This is a genomic window from Frigoribacterium sp. NPDC087798 (assembly GCF_044742985.1).
Classification (GTDB): Bacteria; Actinomycetota; Actinomycetes; order Actinomycetales; family Microbacteriaceae; genus Frigoribacterium.
Window position 1 is genome coordinate 166,302 of record NZ_JBIUVP010000001.1, and the last position, 21,999, is coordinate 188,300.

Consider the following 21,999-nt stretch of genomic DNA (forward strand, 5'->3'; position numbering starts at 1 on the left):
AGTCCCCATGACGAACACTGCCGCATCGACCTCACGGCCGGTCCTCGCCGACCGTCTGGTGGCCCGGGGCGCCGCCGCCGACGTGGCCCTCGTCCTCGGTGGAGTCGCCGTCGTCTCGGCGCTGGCGCAGGTCCAGGTGCCGCTCTGGCCGGTGCCCGTCACGGGACAGACCCTCGGCGTCATGCTCGTCGGCGCCTCCCTCGGGGCCCGTCGAGGGGCGCTGTCGTTGGCCACCTACCTCGTGCTGGGAGTCGCCGGCCTGCCGATCTTCGCCGAGTTCTCGGGCGGTCCCCTCAGCGTCCTCAAGCCGAGCTTCGGCTTCGTCATCGGATTCGTCGTGGCGGCTGCCGTCATCGGCTGGCTCTCCGAGCGCGAGTGGGACAAGCAATGGTGGCGTTCTGCCGCCGCGTTCTTCCTCGCGAGCCTGATCCCCTTCGCCGTGGGCCTCCCCTACCTGGCCGTCGTGCTCGGATCACTGGGCCTGCCGAACGACCTGCCGAGCGTCCTCGCCGCCGGTCTGTACCCGTTCATCGTGGGCGGGATCGCCAAGTGGCTGATCGCGGCGGCGGTCCTGCCCCTCGCCTGGCGTGCGCTGAAGCGCATCGGCGACTAGCTGCCTGCCGCTCCCTCGGCGTGCCCGGCGAGGGACGCGACGACGAAGCCCCGCCCCTCTCGGAGGGGCGGGGCTTCGTCGTGTCGCGTCGTCGGGCGACTCTCAGATGGAGAACCCGATGGCTCGCATCATGTCGCGTCCGTCGTCCGTGATGCGGTCGGGGCCCCACGGCGGCATCCACACCCAGTTGATGCGGAACGCGTCCACGACCCCGTCCAGGGCGTTCGCCGTGTCGCCCTCGATGACGTCCGTCAACGGGCAGCCTGCACTCGTGAGCGTCATGCTGATGATGAGGGCGTTCTCGTGCTCTTCGTCCATCGCCAGGTCGTAGATGAGACCGAGGTCGACGATGTTGACGCCCAGCTCGGGGTCGACGACCTCTTTCAGGGCCTCGATGGTCTGGTCGAACTTCTCGGGGCTGAGTGCGACGGCCATGGTCAGACCGCCGAGGTCGCGGCGGCCTCGGCGGCGGCGGCCGTCACGTACCGGTCGTAGCCCTCGTTCTCGAGACGGTCGGCCAGCTCGGGGCCGCCCTCGTCGGCGACGTGGCCGTCGACGAAGACGTGGACGAAGTCGGGCTTGATGTAACGGAGGATGCGCGTGTAGTGCGTGATGAGCAACAGACCGAGGCCGGTGTTGGCCTTCGCGCGGTTGACACCCTCGGACACGATCTTGAGGGCGTCGACGTCCAGACCGGAGTCGGTCTCGTCGAGGACGGCGAACTTCGGCTTGAGCAGTTCGAGTTGCATGATCTCGTGGCGCTTCTTCTCGCCACCCGAGAAACCCTCGTTGACGTTGCGCTCGGCGAAGGCCGAGTCCATCTTGAGGGCGGTCATCGACTCGCGGAGGTCCTTGATCCAGCCGCGGATCGCGGGGGCCTCGCCGTCCAGGGCCGTCTTGGCCGTCCGGAGGAAGTTCGAGACCGTGACGCCGGGGATCTCGACGGGGTACTGCATGGCGAGGAAGAGGCCCGCCTTGGCTCGCTCGTCGACGCTCATCTCGAGCACCTCGCGACCGTCGAGCAGGATCGATCCGCCGTCGACGTTGTAGCGGGGGTGGCCGGCGATCGTGTAGGCGAGCGTCGACTTGCCCGAGCCGTTGGGGCCCATGACGGCGTGGATCTCGCCCTCGTTGATGGTGAGGTCGACGCCCTTGAGGATGGGCTTGGGGCCGGCGTCGGTGTCGATGCTGACCTTGAGGTCACGGATCTCGAGAGTGGACATGCGTTCTGTTCCTTTACTGTGCGGCGCCGGTGGAGGTCGAGGTGGTGTCGACGTACACCTCGCCGTCGATGACGGAGACCGAGAAGACCGGTACGGGTTCGTAGGCGGGCAGCGTGAGCGGCTTGCCGGTGGTGAGCTCGAACTTCGAGCCGTGGGCCCAGCATTCGAGGGTGTCGTCCTCGACGAAGCCCTCGGAGAGCGAGATGTCGCCGTGGGTGCAGGTGTCGCCGATGGCGTGGATCGTGCCGGCGCTGTCCTTCACGACGGCGATCGCGACGCCGTCGACGACGACGCGGTGGGCCTGGGAGGGGCTGACGTCGTCGACGCCGCAGACCTTCGTCGCCATCAGGCGATCGTCTCGGTCGAGGTCGCCTCGCCCGCGGCCAGTTCGACCTCGATGGCGTCCACGAGGCGGGCCTGCAGGTCGGCGTCCCCGATCTTCTGGATGACCTCGACGAGGAATCCGAGGACGACGAGGCGACGCGCCTCGTGCTCGGAGATGCCGCGCGACTGGAGGTAGAAGAGGTGCTCGTCGTCGAAGCGACCCGTCGCGCTGGCGTGACCGGCACCTTCGATGTCGCCGGTCTCGATCTCGAGGTTCGGGATCGAGTCGGCGCGCGTGCCTTCGCTCAGCACCAGGTTGCGGTTCTGCTCGTAGCTGTCGGTGCCGGGAGCCGTCCGACCGATCAGGACGTCGCCGATCCACACCGTGCGGGCACCGGCGCCTTGGAGGGCGCCCTTGTAGTTCACCCGGCTCCGCGTCTTGGGGGCGTCGTGGTTCACGTACACCTGCTGCTCGAGGTGCTGACCGGCGTCCGCGAAGTACACGCCGTAGAGCTCGGCGTCCGCGCCCTGCTCGGCCAGGTGGGCCGACGGGTTGACCCGGACGACCGAACCGCCCAGGCTGACGACGAAGTGCTTCAGCTGGGCGTCGCGCCCGATCCGGGCGTGGTGGCTCGCGAGGTGCACGGCGTCGTCGTCCCACTCCTGGAGCGTGACGACGGTGAGGTGCGCGCCGTCGTCCACGACGATCTCGACGTTCTCGACCAGCTGGGCCGATCCGGTGTTGCGGAGGACGACCATGGACTGGCTGTTGGCCTTGGCGTGGATCAGCGTGTGACCCGCCCGTGGTGCACGGTCGAGTCCCGAGCGGCCGATGGTGATGGCCGACGGTTCGTCGCCGTCGAGGGTCACGACGAGCACCTTCTCGACGCTCGACCACGCGTTGGCGGCGGCCTTGTCCTCGGGAGTGCCCGCCGTGCCGACACGGGAGTCGGACCGGTCGACCCATTCGACGGTCGCGCCGGGCGTCTCGCGGGCCAGGTAGGCGTAGGGCGAGCCGTCGAGGTCTCCGTCGATCAACGGACGGAGGCGCGACACCGGACTGAGCTTCCAGTCCACCTCGCGACCGGTCACGTCGGGGAACGCCGTGGGGTCGACCGAGGTGAACCGCTCGGAACGCGTCTGGACGGGCACGAGGCCCCAGCCGCCGTCACTGTGGGCACCCGCGCCGTGCTGGACGCCCGGCGTGGTGGTGGACTCTGGTGTGGTGGTGGGTGCTGCGGCGGACATCTAGCCGACTGATCCTTCCATGCTCATCTCGATGAGCTTGTTGAGTTCGAGCGCGTACTCCATCGGGAGTTCGCGGGCGATGGGCTCGATGAAGCCACGGACGATCATGGCCATGGCCTCGTCTTCGGCCATGCCGCGTGACATGAGGTAGAAGAGCTGCTCTTCGCTGACCCGCGACACCGTCGCCTCGTGACCGAGCTGGACGTCGTCGACGCGGATGTCGATCGCGGGGTAGGTGTCGGAACGAGAGATCGTGTCGACGAGCAGGGCGTCACAGCGGACCGTGTTGGCCGCGTGGTGGGCGGCCTCATCGACTCGCACCTCGCCACGGTAACCCGCGCGACCGCCGCCTCGCGCGATCGACTTCGACACGATGGACGACGTCGTGTAAGGCGCCATGTGGATCATCTTCGCGCCGGCGTCCTGGTGCTGACCGGGGCCCGCGAAGGCCACGGACAGGGTCTCGCCCTTGGCGTGCTCACCGACCAGGTAGATGGACGGGTACTTCATCGTCACCTTCGAGCCGATGTTGCCGTCGATCCACTCCATGGTGGCGCCCTCGTGCGCGATCGCCCGCTTGGTGACCAGGTTGTACACGTTGTTCGACCAGTTCTGGATCGTCGTGTACCGCACGCGGGCGTTCTTCTTCACGATGATCTCGACCACGGCCGAGTGCAGGGAGTCCGACTTGTAGATCGGGGCCGTGCAGCCCTCGATGTAGTGGACGTAGCTGCCCTCGTCGGCGATGATCAGCGTCCGCTCGAACTGACCCATGTTCTCGGTGTTGATGCGGAAGTACGCCTGGAGCGGGATCTCGACGTGGACGCCCTTGGGCACGTACACGAACGAGCCGCCCGACCACACGGCGGTGTTCAGCGCCGCGAACTTGTTGTCACCGGCCGGGATGACCGTGCCGAAGTGCTCCTGGAAGAGTTCGGGGTGCTCGCGCAGCGCGGTGTCGGTGTCCATGAAGATGACACCCTGCTGCTCGAGGTCCTCACGGATCTGGTGGTAGACCACCTCGGACTCGTACTGGGCGGCGACGCCGGCGACCAGGCGGTTGCGCTCGGCCTCGGGGATGCCGAGCTTCTCGTAGGTGTTCTTGATGTCGTCGGGCAGCTCGTCCCAGGTCGTCGCCTGCTTCTCGGTCGACCGGACGAAGTACTTGATGTTGTCGAAGTCGATGCCGGACAGGTCGGCACCCCACGTCGGCATGGGCTTGCGTTCGAACAGCGTCAGGCCCTTGAGCCTGTTCTTGAGCATCCACTCGGGTTCGCTCTTCAAGTTCGAGATGTCGGTGACGACCTCGGGTGACACCCCTCGGCGCGCCGAGGCGCCCGCGGTGTCGGAGTCGGACCAGCCGAACTCGTACTGCCCCAGGCTCTCGAGCTCGGGTCGATCGATCAACACGTCTGACATGACTACCTCTTTCTCTGCCGGACCGAACACGGGTCGGCCGAACGGCATTCCCCGGGTGGTGGAGCGGCCCAGCTGCTCGCCCTGCGAGTCGAACACGTCGGCTGCCGCCGCTCCGTCCGCCGACGCTCGACATGATCGAGACGTCAGGCGGCGTTGCTTAGACTGTTGATGAAGGCCGCGTCCCGCTTCTGCGGATCTCACGTCCTTCGGATGTCTCCGTCGACACCCTGCCGGGTCGTGTTCCTGAACCCGTTGATTCTACAGGGCCGACCGCCGAAAGTGACGAAAGGCAGCAAGTCGTGAGCAACGCACAGGTGGGCGCCACCGGAGTCCTGACCCGAGCCTGGTCGTGGCTCCCCACGACCGTCGATCGCCGGGTCCGTTTCGTCGCGTGGGCGTCGTTCGTCTGCCAGGTGCTGCTGATCGGCACGGGAGGTGCGGTGCGGCTCACGGGATCGGGGCTCGGCTGCCCCACCTGGCCACGCTGCACCACCGACTCCTTCGTCAGCACGCCCGAGATGGGCATCCACGGGGTCATCGAGTTCGGCAACCGCCTCCTGACCTTCGTGCTCACGCTCGTCGTCATCCTCGCCTTCCTCTTCGTGCTGCGGATGCGGAAGGTCCGCCGCGACTTCTTCTGGCTCACCCTCGTCCAGGGCCTGAGCATCCCCTTCCAGGCCGTGCTCGGGGGGATCACCGTCCTCACCGGTCTGAACCCGTACATCGTCGGGGCACACTTCGTCGTCTCGATCGCCCTCGTCGCCCTCACCACCACCCTGCTCTGGCGCGTGTACCGCGGGCCCCGTGGGCACCACGCCGCCACTCCGCGTGGTTATGCGCGACTCGTCCACGTGACGGCCGCCGTGGTCGGCGTGACCGTGATCGTCGGCGTCCTGACGACCGGCTCCGGCCCCCACGCCGGCGATGCGGCGACCCCCCGCAACGGCCTCGACCCGGCGATCATGGACCACGTCCACAGCTGGCCGGCCTATGCGACCCTCGCTCTCACCCTGGCGGTCCTCGCCTGGACCGTCCAGGCGGGCCTCCCCCGTCGGTTCCCCGTGGCCCTGCTGGGCGTCGAACTCGTCCAGATCGCCGTCGGCATCACCCAGGCGCGCTCCGGACTGCCGCCCCTGCTCGTGGGGAGTCACATGGTCCTGGCCGCGCTGCTGGTGGCCGCGACGACCGCCGTGGTGCTGTCGCTGCGCAACGACCAGGCTCCCGACGAGGTCGAGCCGATCGTCGAGGCGGCCGCCGCCCGCGTCTGACCCGGGCGACCGGGGGTCTAGCCCCGGCGCATGACGGTGTCGACGTCGTCCTGCTCGACGACGACGAAGCCCGTCCGCTCGTAGAGCGACACGGCTCGGCTTCCCGTGAGCACGTCGAGGGTGACCGACCCCGTGGTGACCGAGTCGATCGCCTGCGAGAGGAGGGTCGTCCCGATCCCGTGACCCCGCGCCTCCTCGACCAGGTAGAAGTGACGGAGCCAGGTCGTGTCGCCGTCCGGGTGAAGCGCGATGCAGCCGAGGAGGCGCTGGTCGCCTTCGACGACTCGTGTCTCGTCGGCCACGTACTCGCGGACGAATCGAGCCCGGTGGCGGGCCGGGTTCCAGATGCCGAGCCTCTCGAACTCGGGTCGCAGCACCACGAGCTTGAGAGCGGTCAGCTGTTCGAGGTCGTCCGGGCTCGCCGGACGGACGGTCCAGTCGGACGGCCTCACGGGATCAGAACGGCAGCAGGGGGTCGACCCCGACGGCGACGAACAGGAGCGTGAGGTACGTGATGGAGCTGTGGAAGACGCGCATCGGACGGACCTCGGCGACGTGCTGGATGGCCCGGCTGTAGAGCCGGTGCGACTCCCAGACGAACCAGGCCCCGCTCGCGAGTGCCACGACGGTGTAGAGCACGCCCATGCCTGCGACGGGGACGAGGATCAGCGAGCAGACCACGGTGGCCCAGGCGTAGAGGATCACCTGCAGGCCGACGATCGACCGGCCGCGCACGACGGCGAGCATGGGGACGTCGGCCGCGGCGTAGTCGTCGCGGTACTTCATCGACAGCGGCCAGTAGTGCGGCGGCGTCCAGAGGAAGATGACCATGAAGAGGATGACGGCCGACCAGGACAGGTCGTTCGTGACGGCGGCCCAGCCGATGAGCACCGGCATGCACCCGGCGATGCCGCCCCACACGATGTTCTGCGGCGTGCGGCGCTTCAGCCAGAGCGTGTACACGACGACGTAGAAGAGGATCGCCCCGAGCGACAGCGCCGCCGAGAGCAGGTTGACCGTCAGGCCGAGCCAGACGATCGACGCGACGCCGACCACGTACGAGAAGATCAACGCCTCGCGGTCGCTGACCTCGCCGGTCACGAGCGGTCGGCCCTGGGTCCGCTTCATGATGCGGTCGATGTCGCGGTCGATGTAGCAGTTGAAGGCCGAGGCCGAGCCGGCGCTCAGCGCCCCACCGATCAGGGTCGCGGCGACGAGCCACAGGTTGGGGATGCCCCCCTGGGCCAGGAACATCGTCGGCGCCGTGGTGACGAGCAGGAGCTCCATCACGCGGGGCTTCGTGAGGGCGACGTACGCCCGAGCCTTGCGACGGAAGCCCCGGGGTGACGTGTCGGGGCGGATGTCAACGGCTGCGGTCATGAGTCCTCTAACGAGACGAACGGTTTGCCCAAGGAGTCTAGGCGATGAACGTCGACGCTGACGGCGAACCCTCGGCCGATGCGGACGGGCGAAGGGGGTTCGTCCCTATACTTACAGGTGCTTGCCAGTCGTACGCCCTCTCGGTCCCGAATCACCGGACGAACCGTCCCGATCTCCGCCCCGGCGTGTGTGCGACCCAGCCGACGACGTCTCGGCAGGCGCACGTCAGCGCGGGAGCGAATCGACCCCGCGCAGTTCGCATCAAGAAGGGTCAACTTCCAGTGGCAGATCTGCAATGGGAATCCATTGACAACAAAGCAGTAGACACGGTCCGCGTCCTCGCGGCCGACGCGGTCGAGAAGGTCGGCAACGGTCACCCCGGCACCGCGATGAGCCTGGCGCCCGCCGCGTACCTGCTCTTCCAGAAGGTCATGCGTCGTGACCCGAGCGACAGCACCTGGATCGGTCGCGACCGGTTCATCCTGTCCGTCGGCCACAGCTCGCTGACGCAGTACATCCAGTTCTACCTGGGCGGCTACGGTCTCGAGCTCGACGACCTCGAGGCCTTGCGCACCTGGGGCTCGAAGACCCCCGGCCACCCCGAGTACGGCCACACGGACGGCATCGAGATCACCACCGGTCCGCTGGGCCAGGGCTTCGCCAGCTCGGTGGGCTTCGCCTACGCCGCCCGTTTCGAGCGCGGCCTGTTCGACCCCGACGCCGCCCCCGGCACGAGCCCCTTCGACCACTTCGTGTACGTCATCGCCGGTGACGGCGACATGCAAGAGGGCGTCACGAGCGAGGCCGCGTCGCTGGCCGGGCACCAGAAGCTCGGCAACCTCGTCGCCATCTACGACTCGAACCAGATCTCGATCGAGGACGACACCAACATCGCCTTCACCGAGGACGTCCACAAGCGCTTCGAGTCCTACGACTGGGACGTCCAGGTCGTCGACTGGAAGAAGACCGGCGAGTACGTCGAGGACGTCGCCGAGCTGCACGACGCCATCGAGAAGGCCAAGGCCGTCACCGACAAGCCCTCCCTGATCATCCTCAAGACGATCATCGGCTGGCCCTCGCCCAAGAAGCAGAACTCCGGCAAGATCCACGGTTCGGCCCTCGGCGCCGACGAGGTCGCCGGCCTCAAGTCGGTCCTCGGGTTCGACCCCGAGAAGTCCTTCGACGTCGACCCCGCCGTCCTCGAGCACACCCGCAAGGCCGTCGAGCGCGGTCAGGCCCAGCACGCCGAGTGGGACGAGAAGCTCGCCGCCTGGGCGTCGGCCAACCCCGACAAGAAGGTCATGCTCGACCGCATCCTCGCGAACGAGCTGCCCGAGGGCGTCGAAGAAGCGCTCCCCGTCTTCGAGGCCGGCAAGGACGTCTCCACCCGCGCCGCCTCCGGCAAGGTCATCAACGCCCTCGCCGGCGTGGTCCCCGAGCTCTGGGGCGGGTCGGCCGACCTGGCCGAGTCGAACCTGACGACGATCACGGGCTCGAAGTCGTTCGTCCCCACCGAGTGGTCGACCGACGAGTGGAGCGGAGACCCCTACGGTCGCGTTCTGCACTTCGGCATCCGCGAGCACGCGATGGGCGCCATCCTCAACGGCATCACGCTGCACGGCAACACGCGCCCGTTCGGTGGCACGTTCCTGATCTTCAGCGACTACATGCGCCCGGCGGTCCGCCTCGCGGCACTGATGAAGTCCCCGGCGATCTACGTCTGGACCCACGACTCCGTGGCCCTGGGCGAGGACGGTCCGACGCACCAGCCGATCGAGCAGCTCGCGTCGCTCCGCGCGATCCCCGACCTCGACGTCGTGCGTCCCGCCGACGCCAACGAGACGGCCTGGGCCTGGGCGACGATCCTCGAGCGCCACCACGGCCCCGCCGGCATCGCGCTCAGCCGTCAGAACCTGCCCGTCTTCGAGCGCGGCACCGGTGACGCCGAGGGTGACACCTTCGCGTCGGCGAAGAACGTGGCGAAGGGCGCCTACGTCCTGGCCGAGGCACCGGGCGGAACGCCCGACGTGATCTTCGTCGCCACGGGTTCCGAGGTGCAGATCGCCGTCGAGGCCCGTGAGGTCCTGCGCGGCGAGGGCATCAACGCCCGCGTCGTCTCGGCACCGAGCATCGAGTGGTTCGACGAGCAGAGCGACGAGTACAAGGAGGCGGTCCTCCCGGCCGCCGTCAAGGCCCGCGTCTCGATCGAGGCCGGTGTGGCCATGCCGTGGCGCGGCATCGTCGGTGACGCCGGTCGCAGCGTGTCGATCGAGCACTTCGGTGCTTCGGCCGACTACAAGACGCTGTTCAAGCAGTTCGGCATGACGACCGAAGCCGCCGTCGCCGCCGCCAAGGACTCGATCGCCGCTCTCTGAGCGACGACGAAGGAAAGAGAAGAACACCATGACCGATTCCAACACCGCACAGCTGTCCGCCGCAGGCGTCAGCATCTGGCTCGACGACCTCTCGCGTGAGCGCATCAACGCGGGCGGCCTCCAGAAGCTGATCGCCGAGCGCAACGTCGTCGGCGTCACCACCAACCCCACGATCTTCGCGTCGGCTCTCGCCAAGGGCGAGGCCTACGACGACCAGGTCGCCCTGCTCGCGAAGACCGGTGTCAGCGTCACGGACGCCGTCTTCGAGATCACGACCGACGACGTCACCCGCGCCTGCGACATCTTCCGCGAGCTCTACGACACGACGGACGGCTTCGACGGCCGCGTGTCGATCGAGGTCGAGCCCGGTCTCGCGCACGACGCGCAGGGCACCATCGACCAGGCGGTCAAGCTCGCCGCCAAGGTCGGTCGCCCCAACGCCCTGATCAAGATCCCCGCGACCGTCGAGGGCCTCGAAGCCATCACCGCCGTCATCGCCCAGGGCATCAGCGTCAACGTGACCTTGATCTTCAGCCTCGAGCGCTACCGCGCCGTCATCAACGCGTACCTCACGGGTCTCGAGCAGGCCAAGGCCGCCGGCATCGACATCACCGAGATCCACTCCGTCGCCTCGTTCTTCGTGTCGCGCGTCGACACCGAGATCGACAAGCGTCTCGACGCGGTCGGGACCGACGAGGCCAAGGCCCTGAAGGGCAAGGCCGGCGTGGCCAACGCCCAGCTCGCCTACGAGGTCTACCAGCAGGCCTTCGACACCGAGCGGGCCAAGGGCCTCCTCGCCGCCGGTGCCAACAAGCAGCGTCCCCTCTGGGCTTCCACCGGTGTCAAGGACCCCGCCGTCCTCGACACCACGTACGTGGTCGAGCTCGTCGCCCAGGACGTCGTCAACACGATGCCCGAGAAGACGCTCGAGGCGACCTTCGACCACGGTGACGTCCGTGGCGACACGATCAGCGCCTCCTACGCCTCGGCCAACGAGACCATGGACGCGATCGCGGCGCAGGGCGTCTCGTACGACGACGTGACCGAGGCCCTCGAGAAAGAGGGCGTCGAGAAGTTCGTCGTCTCGTGGAACGAACTGCTCGACACGGTCACCGCTGCCCTCGAGGCCGCCAAGCCCGCCGGGGAGTCCAAGTGACCATCACCATCGCTGCCAGCGGCGACGCCGCACAGGCGGTCGAGACGGTCGTCCCGCAGCTCGTGAGCGACCTCGTCGCCTCGGGCATCACGGCTCAGAACCCCACCCTGTGGGGCCCTGACGCCGAGGACGAGTCCGCCAAGCGTCTCGGCTGGACCGAGGCCGTCGTGGTCTCGACTCCGTTGCTCGACGAGATCGACTCGCTCCGGGACGAGCTCGCCGCCAAGGGCGTCGACCACGTCGTGCTCGCGGGCATGGGTGGATCGTCGCTCGCGCCCGAGGTCATCACCCGCACCTACGGCGTCGAGCTCACCGTGCTCGACGCCACGGAGCCCGGTCAGGTCCTCACGGCCCTCGCCGACCGTCTCGAGCGCACCGTGCTCGTGGTCTCGTCGAAGTCGGGTTCCACCGTCGAGACCGCCAGCCAGCGCAAGACCTTCGAGAAGGCGTTCACCGACGCCGGCATCGACCCCGTCGAGCGCATCGTCGTGGTCACCGATCCCGGATCGCCCCTCGACGGGCAGGCCCGTGAGGCCGGTTACCGCGTCTTCAACGCCGACCCCAACATCGGCGGGCGCTACTCGGCCCTGTCGGCGTTCGGCCTCGTGCCGTCCGGCCTGGCCGGCGCCGACATCCGCGAGCTGCTCGCCGAGGCCGACGCCGTCACGGTCGAGCTGGCCCAGGACCGCGCCGACAACCCGGGTCTCGTGTTGGGTGCCGTCTTGGCAGGCACCTCGCCCCTGCGCGACAAGATCGCCATCGTCGCCGACGGCACCCATATCGTGGGGTTCCCGGACTGGGCCGAACAGCTCATCGCCGAGTCGACCGGCAAGCAGGGTCGCGGCCTGCTTCCCGTCGTCATCGGCACCTCCGCCCCCGACATCACGGCGGGGCTGCACGACGTGCAGGTCGTCCGTCTCGTGGCGAACGCCGACGAGACCCGTGAGGTCGCGCCCGGCGAGGTCGAGATCTCGGGTTCGCTCGGTGGCCAGATCATGGTCTGGGAGTACGCCGTCGCCGTGGCCGGGCGTCTGCTCGACATCAACCCGTTCGACCAGCCCGACGTCGAGTCGGCCAAGGTCGCGACGCGGGCGTTGCTCGACGACCGTCCCGAGCCCACTCCCCCGGCCTTCACGGCCGAGGGTGTCGAGGTCCGCGAGGTCGGGGGAATCGAGCTGGGCGACTCTCTCGAGTCCGCCGTGGCCGCGCTCCTCTCGCACCTGAGCGATGACGGCTACGTCTCGATCCAGGCCTACGTCGACCGCGTGGCGAACCCGCAGCTCGAAGAGGTCCGCGACCTCCTCGCGATGCGCACGCAGCGTCCCGTCACCTTCGGATGGGGTCCGCGCTTCCTGCACTCGACGGGTCAGTACCACAAGGGTGGGCCGGCCAACGGGGTGTTCCTGCAGATCACGCAGGTCCCCGCGACCGACCTCGAGATCCCGGACAGCCCGTTCACGTTCGGGCAGCTCGTGCAGGCCCAGGCAGCCGGTGACGCCAAGGTCCTGGCCGAGCACGGTCGTCCCGTGCTCACGCTGACGGTGACCGACGTGGCGGCCGCGCTGCCGGTCATCACCGCCGCACTCCGCTGAGCCGAAAGGGCCGGCGTCCCCCGGGGCGCCGGCCCTTTCGCCTTGCCACCGCGGTTCCCGGCCGTCTCCGCCCGTCCCGACCGGAACACCTTCGAACCACAGAACGGAACATCATGTCACCGGTGCCGATCACGCCGGAGTCCAACCCGCTCCGGTTGCCCTCCGACCGACGTCTCAACCGCATCGCGGGGCCCAGCGGTCTCATCATCTTCGGTGTGACGGGTGATCTCTCCCGCAAGAAGCTCATGCCCGCCGTGTACGACCTGGCCAACCGTGGCCTGTTGCCCCCCGGGTTCGCGCTCGTCGGCTTCGCCCGTCGTGAATTCGAGGGCCAGGACTTCGAACAGGTCGTGTACCAGGCCGTCAAGGAGCACGCTCGCACGCCGTTCGACGAAGACGTCTGGCGTCAACTCAAAGAAGGCTTCCGTTTCGTCCAGGGGGTCTTCGACGACGCCGACGCGTTCGCTCGACTCAAGGACACCATCGAAGAGCTCGACCGTGAGCGCGGGACGATGGGCAACCACGCCTTCTACCTCTCGATCCCGCCCAAGGCGTTCCCCATGGTCACCGAGCAGCTGCGCAACTCGGGCCTCGCCGAGGAGAAGGACGGTGCGTGGAGACGCGTCGTCATCGAGAAGCCCTTCGGCAGCGACCTCACGACGGCCCGCGAGCTCAACGCCGTCGTCGAGACCGTCTTCGAGCCCGACAGCGTGTTCCGAATCGACCACTACCTCGGCAAAGAGACGGTGCAGAACCTCCTCACGCTGCGGTTCGCCAACCAGATGTACGAACCCCTCTGGAACTCCAACTACGTCGACCACGTGCAGATCACCATGGCCGAGGACATCGGCGTCGGCGGCCGCGCCGGTTACTACGACGGCATCGGCGCCGCTCGTGACGTCATCCAGAACCACCTCCTCCAGCTCCTCGCCCTGACGGCGATGGAAGAGCCGGTCACCTTCGCCGCCCGCGACCTCAGGGCCGAGAAGGAGAAGATCCTCTCGGCCGTCCGCCTCCCCGCCGACCTCGCCGCGGGAACGGCGCGGGGTCAGTACGCCGGGGGGTGGCAGGGCGGAGAGAAGGTGCTCGGCTTCCTGGACGAAGAGGGCATGAATCCCGAGAGCACGACGGAGACGTTCGCCGCCATCAAGCTCGAGATCGCGACCCGGCGGTGGGCGGGAGTCCCCTTCTACCTCCGGGCCGGAAAGCGTCTCGGCCGTCGCGTGACCGAGATCGCCGTCGTCTTCAAGCAGGTGCCCGAGAACATCTTCGGCACGCAGACGTCGCTGGGGCAGAACGCCCTCGTGATCCGGGTCCAGCCCGACGAGGGAGTGACCCTGCGCTTCGGGTCCAAGGTGCCCGGGATCGGCACGCAGGTCCGTGACGTCACGATGGACTTCGGATACGGGCACGCCTTCACCGAGGCGAGCCCTGAGGCCTACGAGCGTCTCATCCTCGACGTCCTCCTGGGCGACCCGCCCCTGTTCCCCCGGCACGAGGAGGTCGAGCTCTCCTGGAAGATCCTCGACCCGATCGAGGAGTTCTGGGCGACTCAGGGTCAGCCCGAACAGTACCGACCCGGCACGTGGGGACCCGCCTCTGCCGACGAACTCATGGCCCGTGACGGCCGTACCTGGAGGCGTCCGTGATCGTCGACCTGCCCGACAGCACCATCAGCCGCGTCCAGAAGACGCTGGTCAAGATCCGGGAAGAAGGAGGCGCGGTCGCGCTGGGCAGAGTCCTCACCCTGATCATCTCCACCCGTCTCGGTGACGAGGAGGAAGCCATCGAGGCCGCGAACGACGCCTCGCGAGAGCACCCCATGAGGGTCATCGTCGTCTCCACGTCGACCGACCTCGATCTCGACGAGGTCGACGGGCGACTGGACGCGCAGATCCGGGTCGGCGGCGACGCCGGTGCCAGCGAGGTCATCCTGCTCCGGGCCTACGGAGAGACCGCGAGCGACGAGGAGGGGCTCGTGACCGGGCTCCTGCTGCCCGACGCTCCCGTCGTCGCCTGGTGGCCGAAGACCGCTCCCGCCGTCGTCTCCGAGTCTCCCCTCGGGCGCATCGCGCAACGGCGGATCACGGATGCGGCGAGCCAGTCCAACCCACGCCAGTCGATCATCGACCTCGCCCGGAGCTACGCTCCCGGCGACACCGACTTCGCCTGGACCCGGCTCACCCTCTGGCGGGCGCAACTGGCTGCCGTGCTCGACCAACCGCCTTACGAATCGGTCACCGAGGTCGGTGTCTCCGGCGCACCCGATTCTCCGTCGACGTTGCTCCTGGCCGCCTGGTTGCGTCTGCAGCTCCAGGTACCCGTCGACGGTGAGCTGACGACCCGGGCGACGGGATCGAGCGGCATCCACGGTGTCCAACTGGTCCGCGCCTCCGGGTCCATCGTCCTCGAACGCTCCCTGGACGACGTGGCGACGCTCACCCAACCGGGTCAACCCACGCACGACCTCGCGCTGCCACGCCGCTCGCTGCGCGACTGCCTGGCCGAGGAACTCCGTAGACTCGACCCCGACGACCTGTTCGGGAACGTCGTGAGACACGGGGTCGGCCAACTGAGCGAACCCGTCCAGAGCAACTAGAGCAGATAGAGAACCGTGACGAACGAACGCCGGGTGCTGGTCCACCCCGACAAAGAATCGCTGGGTGCCTCCGTGGCCGCCCGCTTCATCACCAAGATCATCGACGTGCTCGAAGAGCAGAACTACGCGTCGGTCGTCGTCAGCGGCGGCTCGGTGAGCACGCTCGTGCTGGCGGCCATCAACGCGTCGCCGGCTCGTGACAGCGTCGACTGGTCGAAGGTCTCGATCTGGTGGGCCGACGAGCGGTGGGTCCCCGCAGGGGACGCAGACCGAAACGACACCCAGGCCGGCATCGACCTGCTCGACCACATCGGGTTGCTGCCCGAGAACGTCCACCGATTCGGTGCGGTCGGCGACTTCGACGACGTCGAGGCGGCCGCCGACGCTTACCGGAACGAGTTGCTGCAGCACGCACAGGCCGACGACGCGGCCCCCCGCTTCGACATCACGCTCCTCGGCGTCGGTCCCGACGGTCACGTCGCCTCGTTGTTCCCCGACAAGGCACAGATCCGTCAGCTCGAGCCGACCGTGCTCACGATCGACGACTCCCCTAAGCCTCCGCCCGTGCGCCTCACGTTGAGCCTGCCGGTCATCAACAACTCTCAGCGCGTCTGGATGATCCTCGCCGGAGCCGAGAAGGCTTCGTCGTTGGGGCTCGCCCTGGCGGGTGCCGGCGCGGACCAGGTGCCGGTGGCAGGGGTCAAGGGGCGCAAGCGGACGGTCTTCTTCGTCGACCAGGACGCGGCGGCTGAGGTCCCCGAGAACCTGATCGCCTCCACCTACTGAGTCCCGCCGCGGGCGCCCCGACGCCGGCATGACGAAGGGCCCCGCAGCTCACGGCTGCGGGGCCCTTCGTCATGTCCGGTGTGGAGACACCGGGAGGCGCGATCGGCTGGGTCAGGCCTTGCCGCGTCGGACTCGCAGCTGCTGAAGAGCCTCTTCGAGCAACTGCTCGGCTTCTTCTTCGGTCCGTCGCTCTTTGACGTACGCGAGGTGCGTCTTGTACGGCTCGAGCTTCGCGACCGTCGGTGGGTTCGCCTTGTCGCGCCCTGCCGGCAATCCACTCGAGGGTGAGTCGACGGTCTCGGGGATCTCCTCGTCGGGCACGTTGGCCGCGAAGTGACGAACGACCTCGTTGCCGAGGGCATCCCAGTACGAGATGGTGATCCGCTCGGCGTGGAAGCCACGATCTTGCTCACCCATGGGGCCTGCGCCGACGCGCGAGCCGCGGATTGCGCTACCGCCCGAGGCCATCAGCTGACCGCCGCGAACTTGGTGATGAGGCCCAGGACCACGATGCAGGTGATCCAGACGAGACCCAGGAAGACCGTGATGCGGTTGAGGTTGCGCTCGGCGACGCCGGACGCCCCGAGGTTGCTCGTGACGCCACCGCCGAACATGTCGGAGAGACCGCCACCACGGCCGCGGTGGAGCAGGATGAGGAGGGTCAACAGGAGGCTCGTGATGCCGAGCAACACCTGCAGGATGACCTGGAGAATTTCCACGTAGGACCTTTCGATGCGGTGAGACCGCTGAACAGTATAACCGCGAGAGGCCGTCGCCCTGGCAGGCCGAGTCGGAGGGGCGCCGACGGGCGACGCACCCGGCCCGTCAGACGCCGACGTGCGCCTGGAAGCGGACGATGTTGGCGAACTCGGACACGTCGAGGCTCGCCCCACCGACGAGGGCTCCGTCGACGTTGGGCTCTCGCATGAACGATGCGATGTTCGTGGACTTGACCGAGCCGCCGTAGAGGACGCGGGTGGTGGCGGCGGCGTCCGGACCGACGATCTCGACAAGGGCCGCCCGCAGGGCCGCGCAGACCTGCTCGGCCTGCTCGGCCGTGGCGGCCTGTCCGGAGCCGATGGCCCAGACGGGCTCGTAGGCGACGACGATCTCGGCGGAGGCCGGCACCTGGGCGAGCGCCGCACGGAGCTGGGCGACCGGCACCGCGCTGGGGCCGTGCTGCTCGAGATCGTCGGCCGTCTCACCGACGCAGACGACGGGGACGAGGCCCGAGCGATGCGCGGCGGCGACCTTCGTCGCCACGACCTCGTCGTCCTCGGCATGGAGCGTCCGACGCTCCGAGTGCCCGACCAGGACGTAGCGCACGTCGAGCTTGGCGAGGAATTGCCCCGAGATCTCGCCCGTGTAGGCACCCGAGTCGTGAGCGGACAGGTCTTGGGCTCCGAGGGCCAACTCGAGCTTGTCGGCGTCGAGCAGCGTCTGCACGCTCCGGAGGTCGGTGAACGGCGGGAACACCGCGGTCTCGACCGCGTCGAAGTCGTGCTTGGCGTCCTTGAGGGACCATGCGAGCTTCTGGACGAACGCGATCGCCTGCAGGTGATCGAGGTTCATCTTCCAGTTGCCGGCGATGAGGGGCGTACGTGTGGTCACCATCCGAGGACCTCCAGTCCGGGGAGTCGTTTGCCCTCGAGGAACTCGAGGCTGGCTCCACCGCCGGTGGAGATGTGGCCGAACTGGTCGTCGGAGAACCCCAGGGCACGAACGGCCGCGGCCGAGTCGCCGCCGCCCACGACGCCGAGACCGGAGACCCGGGTCAACGCGTCGGCGACCTTCTGGGTGCCGTGTGCGAAGGCGGGGAACTCGAAGACTCCCATCGGACCGTTCCAGAAGACCGTGGACGACGTCTGGACGGTCTCCGCGAAGCGCGCGGCCGTCTCGGGGCCGATGTCCAGGCCCAGGGCCTCGGAGCCCAGAGCAGAGGATTCGATGCCGTCCGAGGCGACCACCGTGTGCTCGGCGTCCGCGCTGAAGGACGAGGCGACCACCACGTCGACGGGGAGCACGAGGTTGACGCCGCGGCGCGCGGCCTCTTCGACGTAGCCGCGGACCCGGTCGAGCTGGTCCTTCTCGAGCAGGCTCTTGCCGACGGGGAGTCCCTGGGCGGCGAGGAACGTGAAGAGCATCCCTCCACCGATGAGCAGGTTGTCGACCCGGGGAAGGAGGTGCTCGATGACGCCGAGCTTGTCGGAGACCTTCGAGCCGCCGAGGACGACGCTGTAGGGGCGCGTTGGGTTCTCGGTCAGCTTGTCGAGGACCTCGAGTTCGCGCGAGATGAGCGTCCCGGCCGCACTCGGGAGGAGCGCGGGCAACTCGTACACACTCGCCTGCTTGCGGTGCACGACCCCGAAGCCGTCGGAGACGAAGACATCACCGAGCTCGGCCAGGCGTGCGGCGAACTCCCGACGCTCGGACTCGTCCTTCGACGTCTCGGCAGCGTTGAAGCGGAGGTTCTCGAGGACGACGATCTGGCCGTCGGTGAGGTCGGCCACCGCTGCGGCGGTCTCGTCACCCACGGTGTGCGCGGCGAAGCCGACGCTCTTCCCGAGGAGTTCGCTGAGGCGTTGGGCGACCGGTCGAAGGCTGTACTCGGGCTTCGCCTCGCCGTCGGGGCGGCCGAGGTGAGATATGACCACGACCCTGGCCCCCTGGTTGATCAGCAGGTCGAGGGTCTCGAGGGAGGCACGGATGCGGCCGTCATCGGTGATCTCGCCGTCCTTCAGAGGGACGTTGAGGTCGCATCTGACGATGACGCGTCTGCCCGACAGGGGACCGAGGGAATCGAGGGTACGCAGGCTCATGGGTTCGTTTCGGGTTCGGAGGACGGTGCCCCGGCCCGTGAGAGCCGGGGCACCGAGGTCGGACTAGAGGCGGTCGGCCACGTACTTCGTCAGGTCGACGAGACGGTTCGAGTAGCCCCACTCGTTGTCGTACCACGAGGTGATCTTGACGAGGTTGCCGATGACCTTGGTCAGGCCCGAGTCGTAGATCGACGAGTGCGGGTCGGTCGTGATGTCGGTCGACACCAGAGGGTCTTCGGAGTAGGCCAGGATGCCCTTGAGTTCACCCTCGGCGGCGGCCTTGTAGGCGGCGTTGATCTGCTCGACCGTCACCGGCGTGCTGGTCTCGAGGGTCACGTCGGTGATCGAGCCGGTGGGCACGGGCACGCGCAGGGCGTAACCGTCGAGCTTGCCGGCGAGCTCGGGGATCACGAGGCCGATGGCCTTGGCGGCACCGGTCGACGTCGGGACGATGTTGAGCGCGGCGGCACGGGCACGGCGGGGGTCCTTGTGCGGACCGTCCTGCAGGTTCTGGTCGGCCGTGTACGCGTGGACCGTCGTCATGAGACCGCGCTCGACGCCGAAGTTGTCCAGGAACACCTTCATCAGGGGGGCCAGGCTGTTCGTCGTGCAGGACGCGTTCGAGATGATGTGGTGGTTGGCGGGGTCGTAGATGCCCTCGTTCACACCCAGCACGATGGTGGCGTCGTCACCCGTGGCCGGAGCCGAGATGAGGACCTTCTTCGCGCCGGCGGTGATGTGCTTGCGTGCGTCCTCGGCCTTCGTGAAGAAACCGGTCGACTCGACGACGATGTCGACGCCCAGCTCGCCCCAGGGCAGGTTGGCGGGGTCGCGCTCGGCGAGGACCTTGATCGGCTTGCCGTCGACGACGATCGAGTCGCCGTCCAGTTCGACGGTCGCGTCGAGACGTCCCGTGATCGAGTCGAACTTGAGGAGGTGCGCGAGGGCGGCGTTGTCGGTCAGGTCGTTGACGGCGACGATCTCGATGTCGGTTCCCTTGGCGAGCGCCGCGCGGAAGTAGTTACGGCCGATGCGACCGAAGCCGTTGATGCCGATCTTGACGGTCAATGAAACTCCTGATGATCAGGCGTCGTGGGGACGCGTGGAGGGTGTGGGCGACCAGGCCCGTGGCGACGCCCGAACTCTCGATGACCTCGGGTCGGACACCGCTTACGACAGTAGCAGCAGCCCTCCGGAATTCGTCCTCCGGTGACGTCGTGAAGACCCTCCGCCGCCCCTCAGTCGAGGTCGAGGTCGTGCGGCAGGTTGGCGTCCGTACCCGGCAACCCCAGGTCGCCGGCCTTCTTGTCGGCCATGGCGAGCAGGCGACGGATCCGACCCGCGACGGCGTCCTTGGTCATCGGGGGGTCGGCGTGGTGGCCGAGTTCGTCCAAGCTGGCGTCGCGATGGGCCAGTCGCAGCTCGCCCGCGTACTTGAGGTGCTCGGGGATGTCGTCGCCGAGCAGTTCCATCGCCCGGTCGACGCGGGCGCACGCGGCCACGGCGGCCTGGGCCGACCGTCGCAGGTTGGCGTCGTCGAAGTTGACGAGTCGGTTCGCCGTCGCGCGCACCTCGCGGCGCTGGCGCATCTCTTCCCAGTCGGTGACGCTCTTCTCGGCGCCCATCACCTTGAGCATGGTGCCGATGGCCTCGCCGTCGCGGATGATGACCCGGTGCACGCCGCGGACCTCTCGGGCCTTCGCCGCGACGCCCAGTCGGCCAGCGGCCCCGACGAGCGCCATGGCGGTCTCGTTGCCGGGGCACACGACCTCGAGCGAGGCGGACCGACCGGGATCGGTCAACGAGCCCTGCGCGAGGAACGCCCCTCGCCAGATGGCGGCGAGATCGTCGCGCGAGCCGGTCGTGAGCCGGTTCGGCAGGCCACGGACGGGTCGTCGGCGGGCGTCCATGAGCCCGGTCTGACGGGCCAGCGTCTCACCGGCCTCGTGGACCCGGACGAGGAACCCGGGGGTGCGGCGTGAGCCGGAAGGAGCCGTCATCGCGACGTCGCTCCTGGCTCCGTACAGCTCGGCCAGGTCCTTCCGGACCCGCCGGGCGATCAGCGCGGAATCGAGCTCCGCCTCGACGGCGATCCGACCGGAGATGAGGTGCAGTCCCCCGGCGAAACGGAGGACGGTGGCGAGCTCAGCGGCCCGGATCGTCGTCCTGCTCACCTCGACGCGGGCGAGTTCTTCTTTGACGTCGGCAGTCTGGGCCACTCCGGTTGTTCCTTTTCGTCAGGTCGAGGTGTCGTCGGTACACGGGCGTGCTGAAGCGCCTCGGTGGGTCATTCTCGGCCGAGGTCGCGGTGTTTCACGCTGACGGCCACGCCGGGGAGTCCACGCAGACGCGCCGCCAGTTCACCCACGAGGGTGACCGATCGATGTTTGCCCCCGGTGCAGCCAATGGCGATCGTAGCGTGTCTCTTGTTCTCACGCTGATAGCCCGACAAGACGGGGACGAGCGAAGCGGCGAAGGCGTCGACGAACTCCCGGGCCCCGTCCTGCTGCATGACGTACGTCGTGACCGGCTCGTCGAGCCCGGACTGCTGCCGGAGCGCGGGCACCCAGAACGGGTTGGGGAGGAACCTCGCGTCGCCCACCATGTCGGCGTCGGTGGGCAGGCCGTACTTGAACCCGAAACTGAGGACGGTCACCTGGACCCCGGCGCGGTCGGACTCGGCGAACTTCTCGGAGATCGTCGTGGCCAGCTGATGGATGTTGAGTTCCGACGTGTCGATGATCACGTCGCTGGTCTCGCGGAGCTCTTCCATGCGCGCACGCTCGGCGAGGATGCCGTCGAGCAACGTGCCGTCACCCTGCAACGGGTGCGGCCGCCGGACCTGCTCGAAACGTCGGACCAGCGCCGCGTCGGTCGCGTCGAGGAACAGCACCCGCACCTTGCTGGGCATGCTCGCCCGCAAGGTGCGCACGGCCTCTTGGGCCTCACTGAAGAGGCGTCCCCCGCGGACGTCGACCACGGCAGCGATCTTGGGGAGCGAGTCCCCCGCACGTTCGGCCAGGTCGAGCAGCGGTCGCAACATCTGCGCCGGCAGGTTGTCGACCACGTACCAGTCGAGGTCCTCGAGGGCGTTGCCGACGGTCGACCGCCCGGCGCCGGACATCCCCGTCACGATCAGGACCTCTTGCTGTTCGCTGACGTCGCTCATGTCGGTGGTGTCCTCCGGGTCGGCGTGC

The 21,999-nt window shown here is 68.3% G+C and carries 22 protein-coding genes; 8 read left to right on the forward strand and 14 right to left on the reverse strand.

Annotated features, from left to right (window positions below; all coding sequences use genetic code 11):
- The first annotated feature begins 7 nt into the window (after positions 1 to 7).
- Positions 8 to 613, forward strand: coding sequence for a biotin transporter BioY (locus ACIOSR_RS00835; protein ID WP_402751624.1), 606 nt, complete (start codon positions 8 to 10; stop codon positions 611 to 613).
- Between the two features lie 102 nt (positions 614 to 715).
- Here the strand turns inward: ACIOSR_RS00835 and ACIOSR_RS00840 are convergent, their stop codons facing one another.
- Genes ACIOSR_RS00840 through sufB form a run of 5 tightly spaced genes read right to left on the reverse strand, consistent with a single transcriptional unit; the run spans position 716 to position 4,827 of the window.
- Positions 716 to 1,048 carry a metal-sulfur cluster assembly factor gene (locus ACIOSR_RS00840; RefSeq protein WP_043594998.1) on the reverse strand — a complete coding sequence of 111 codons (333 nt, stop codon included), beginning with the start codon at positions 1,046 to 1,048 and terminating at the stop codon, positions 716 to 718.
- Between the two features lie 2 nt (positions 1,049 to 1,050).
- The gene (gene sufC / locus ACIOSR_RS00845) at positions 1,051 to 1,836 is read right to left on the reverse strand and encodes a Fe-S cluster assembly ATPase SufC (protein ID WP_056045210.1); all 786 of its coding nucleotides are present in this window, start codon (positions 1,834 to 1,836) and stop codon (positions 1,051 to 1,053) included.
- 13 nt (positions 1,837 to 1,849) lie between these two features.
- Positions 1,850 to 2,182, reverse strand: coding sequence for a non-heme iron oxygenase ferredoxin subunit (locus ACIOSR_RS00850; protein ID WP_082059966.1), 333 nt, complete (start codon positions 2,180 to 2,182; stop codon positions 1,850 to 1,852).
- Positions 2,182 to 3,408 carry a Fe-S cluster assembly protein SufD gene (gene sufD / locus ACIOSR_RS00855; RefSeq protein WP_402751625.1) on the reverse strand — a complete coding sequence of 409 codons (1,227 nt, stop codon included), beginning with the start codon at positions 3,406 to 3,408 and terminating at the stop codon, positions 2,182 to 2,184. The genes ACIOSR_RS00850 and sufD overlap by 1 nt, the downstream gene beginning before the upstream one ends.
- On the reverse strand, positions 3,409 to 4,827 hold the full coding sequence (gene sufB / locus ACIOSR_RS00860) for a Fe-S cluster assembly protein SufB (RefSeq protein WP_402751626.1): 1,419 nt from the start codon (positions 4,825 to 4,827) through the stop codon (positions 3,409 to 3,411). It abuts the gene before it with no gap.
- A gap of 299 nt (positions 4,828 to 5,126) precedes the next feature.
- On the opposite strand from sufB, the gene ACIOSR_RS00865 reads away from it, so the two are divergent.
- Positions 5,127 to 6,095, forward strand: coding sequence for a heme A synthase (locus tag ACIOSR_RS00865; RefSeq protein ID WP_402751627.1), 969 nt, complete (start codon positions 5,127 to 5,129; stop codon positions 6,093 to 6,095).
- 17 nt (positions 6,096 to 6,112) lie between these two features.
- Here ACIOSR_RS00865 and ACIOSR_RS00870 read toward each other — a convergent pair whose 3' ends face one another.
- Together ACIOSR_RS00870 and ACIOSR_RS00875 are read right to left on the reverse strand one after the other, a co-directional pair.
- A complete protein-coding gene (locus tag ACIOSR_RS00870; RefSeq protein WP_402751628.1) occupies positions 6,113 to 6,547 on the reverse strand; it encodes a GNAT family N-acetyltransferase in 435 nt (144 codons plus the stop codon).
- A gap of 4 nt (positions 6,548 to 6,551) precedes the next feature.
- Positions 6,552 to 7,475, reverse strand: a complete 924-nt coding sequence (locus ACIOSR_RS00875; RefSeq protein WP_123570072.1) for a heme o synthase — start codon at positions 7,473 to 7,475, stop codon at positions 6,552 to 6,554.
- Between the two features lie 281 nt (positions 7,476 to 7,756).
- On the opposite strand from ACIOSR_RS00875, the gene tkt reads away from it, so the two are divergent.
- The 6 genes from tkt (at position 7,757) to pgl (ending at position 15,983) form a co-directional block, all read left to right on the forward strand.
- Entirely contained in the window at positions 7,757 to 9,850 is a 2,094-nt protein-coding gene (gene tkt / locus ACIOSR_RS00880) for a transketolase (RefSeq protein ID WP_043595005.1), read from the forward strand.
- Positions 9,851 to 9,878: 28 nt separating this feature from the next.
- Positions 9,879 to 11,006: a transaldolase gene (gene tal, locus ACIOSR_RS00885; protein ID WP_056045222.1), complete on the forward strand. Its 1,128-nt coding sequence runs from the start codon at positions 9,879 to 9,881 to the stop codon at positions 11,004 to 11,006.
- The gene (locus ACIOSR_RS00890) at positions 11,003 to 12,598 is read left to right on the forward strand and encodes a glucose-6-phosphate isomerase (protein WP_402751629.1); all 1,596 of its coding nucleotides are present in this window, start codon (positions 11,003 to 11,005) and stop codon (positions 12,596 to 12,598) included. The genes tal and ACIOSR_RS00890 overlap by 4 nt, the downstream gene beginning before the upstream one ends.
- Positions 12,599 to 12,711: 113 nt before the next feature.
- A complete protein-coding gene (gene zwf, locus ACIOSR_RS00895) occupies positions 12,712 to 14,247 on the forward strand; it encodes a glucose-6-phosphate dehydrogenase (RefSeq protein ID WP_123570074.1) in 1,536 nt (511 codons plus the stop codon).
- Positions 14,244 to 15,197 carry a glucose-6-phosphate dehydrogenase assembly protein OpcA gene (locus tag ACIOSR_RS00900; RefSeq protein WP_056045231.1) on the forward strand — a complete coding sequence of 318 codons (954 nt, stop codon included), beginning with the start codon at positions 14,244 to 14,246 and terminating at the stop codon, positions 15,195 to 15,197. Before zwf ends, ACIOSR_RS00900 begins: the two co-directional genes overlap by 4 nt.
- 15 nt (positions 15,198 to 15,212) lie before the next feature.
- Positions 15,213 to 15,983 (forward strand): 6-phosphogluconolactonase, encoded by a 771-nt coding sequence (gene pgl / locus ACIOSR_RS00905; protein ID WP_056045234.1) that lies wholly within the window; start codon positions 15,213 to 15,215, stop codon positions 15,981 to 15,983.
- Between the two features lie 111 nt (positions 15,984 to 16,094).
- On the opposite strand, the gene ACIOSR_RS00910 is transcribed toward pgl, so the two are convergent.
- The 7 genes from ACIOSR_RS00910 to rapZ all read right to left on the reverse strand — a co-directional run bounded on the left by ACIOSR_RS00910 (position 16,095) and on the right by rapZ (position 21,971).
- A complete protein-coding gene (locus ACIOSR_RS00910; RefSeq protein ID WP_043595011.1) occupies positions 16,095 to 16,451 on the reverse strand; it encodes an RNA polymerase-binding protein RbpA in 357 nt (118 codons plus the stop codon).
- Positions 16,451 to 16,702: a preprotein translocase subunit SecG gene (secG, locus tag ACIOSR_RS00915; protein ID WP_043595012.1), complete on the reverse strand. Its 252-nt coding sequence runs from the start codon at positions 16,700 to 16,702 to the stop codon at positions 16,451 to 16,453. Before secG ends, ACIOSR_RS00910 begins: the two co-directional genes overlap by 1 nt.
- Before the next feature lie 106 nt (positions 16,703 to 16,808).
- Positions 16,809 to 17,597: a triose-phosphate isomerase gene (tpiA, locus tag ACIOSR_RS00920; RefSeq protein WP_056045237.1), complete on the reverse strand. Its 789-nt coding sequence runs from the start codon at positions 17,595 to 17,597 to the stop codon at positions 16,809 to 16,811.
- A complete protein-coding gene (locus tag ACIOSR_RS00925) occupies positions 17,591 to 18,802 on the reverse strand; it encodes a phosphoglycerate kinase (RefSeq protein ID WP_402751630.1) in 1,212 nt (403 codons plus the stop codon). The genes tpiA and ACIOSR_RS00925 overlap by 7 nt, the downstream gene beginning before the upstream one ends.
- Before the next feature lie 63 nt (positions 18,803 to 18,865).
- A complete protein-coding gene (gap, locus tag ACIOSR_RS00930; protein ID WP_043595015.1) occupies positions 18,866 to 19,870 on the reverse strand; it encodes a type I glyceraldehyde-3-phosphate dehydrogenase in 1,005 nt (334 codons plus the stop codon).
- Between the two features lie 170 nt (positions 19,871 to 20,040).
- Positions 20,041 to 21,021: a DNA-binding protein WhiA gene (gene whiA / locus ACIOSR_RS00935; RefSeq protein ID WP_159826586.1), complete on the reverse strand. Its 981-nt coding sequence runs from the start codon at positions 21,019 to 21,021 to the stop codon at positions 20,041 to 20,043.
- Between the two features lie 68 nt (positions 21,022 to 21,089).
- Positions 21,090 to 21,971, reverse strand: a complete 882-nt coding sequence (gene rapZ, locus ACIOSR_RS00940) for an RNase adapter RapZ (RefSeq protein ID WP_055972789.1) — start codon at positions 21,969 to 21,971, stop codon at positions 21,090 to 21,092.
- Positions 21,972 to 21,999: the final 28 nt, after the last annotated feature.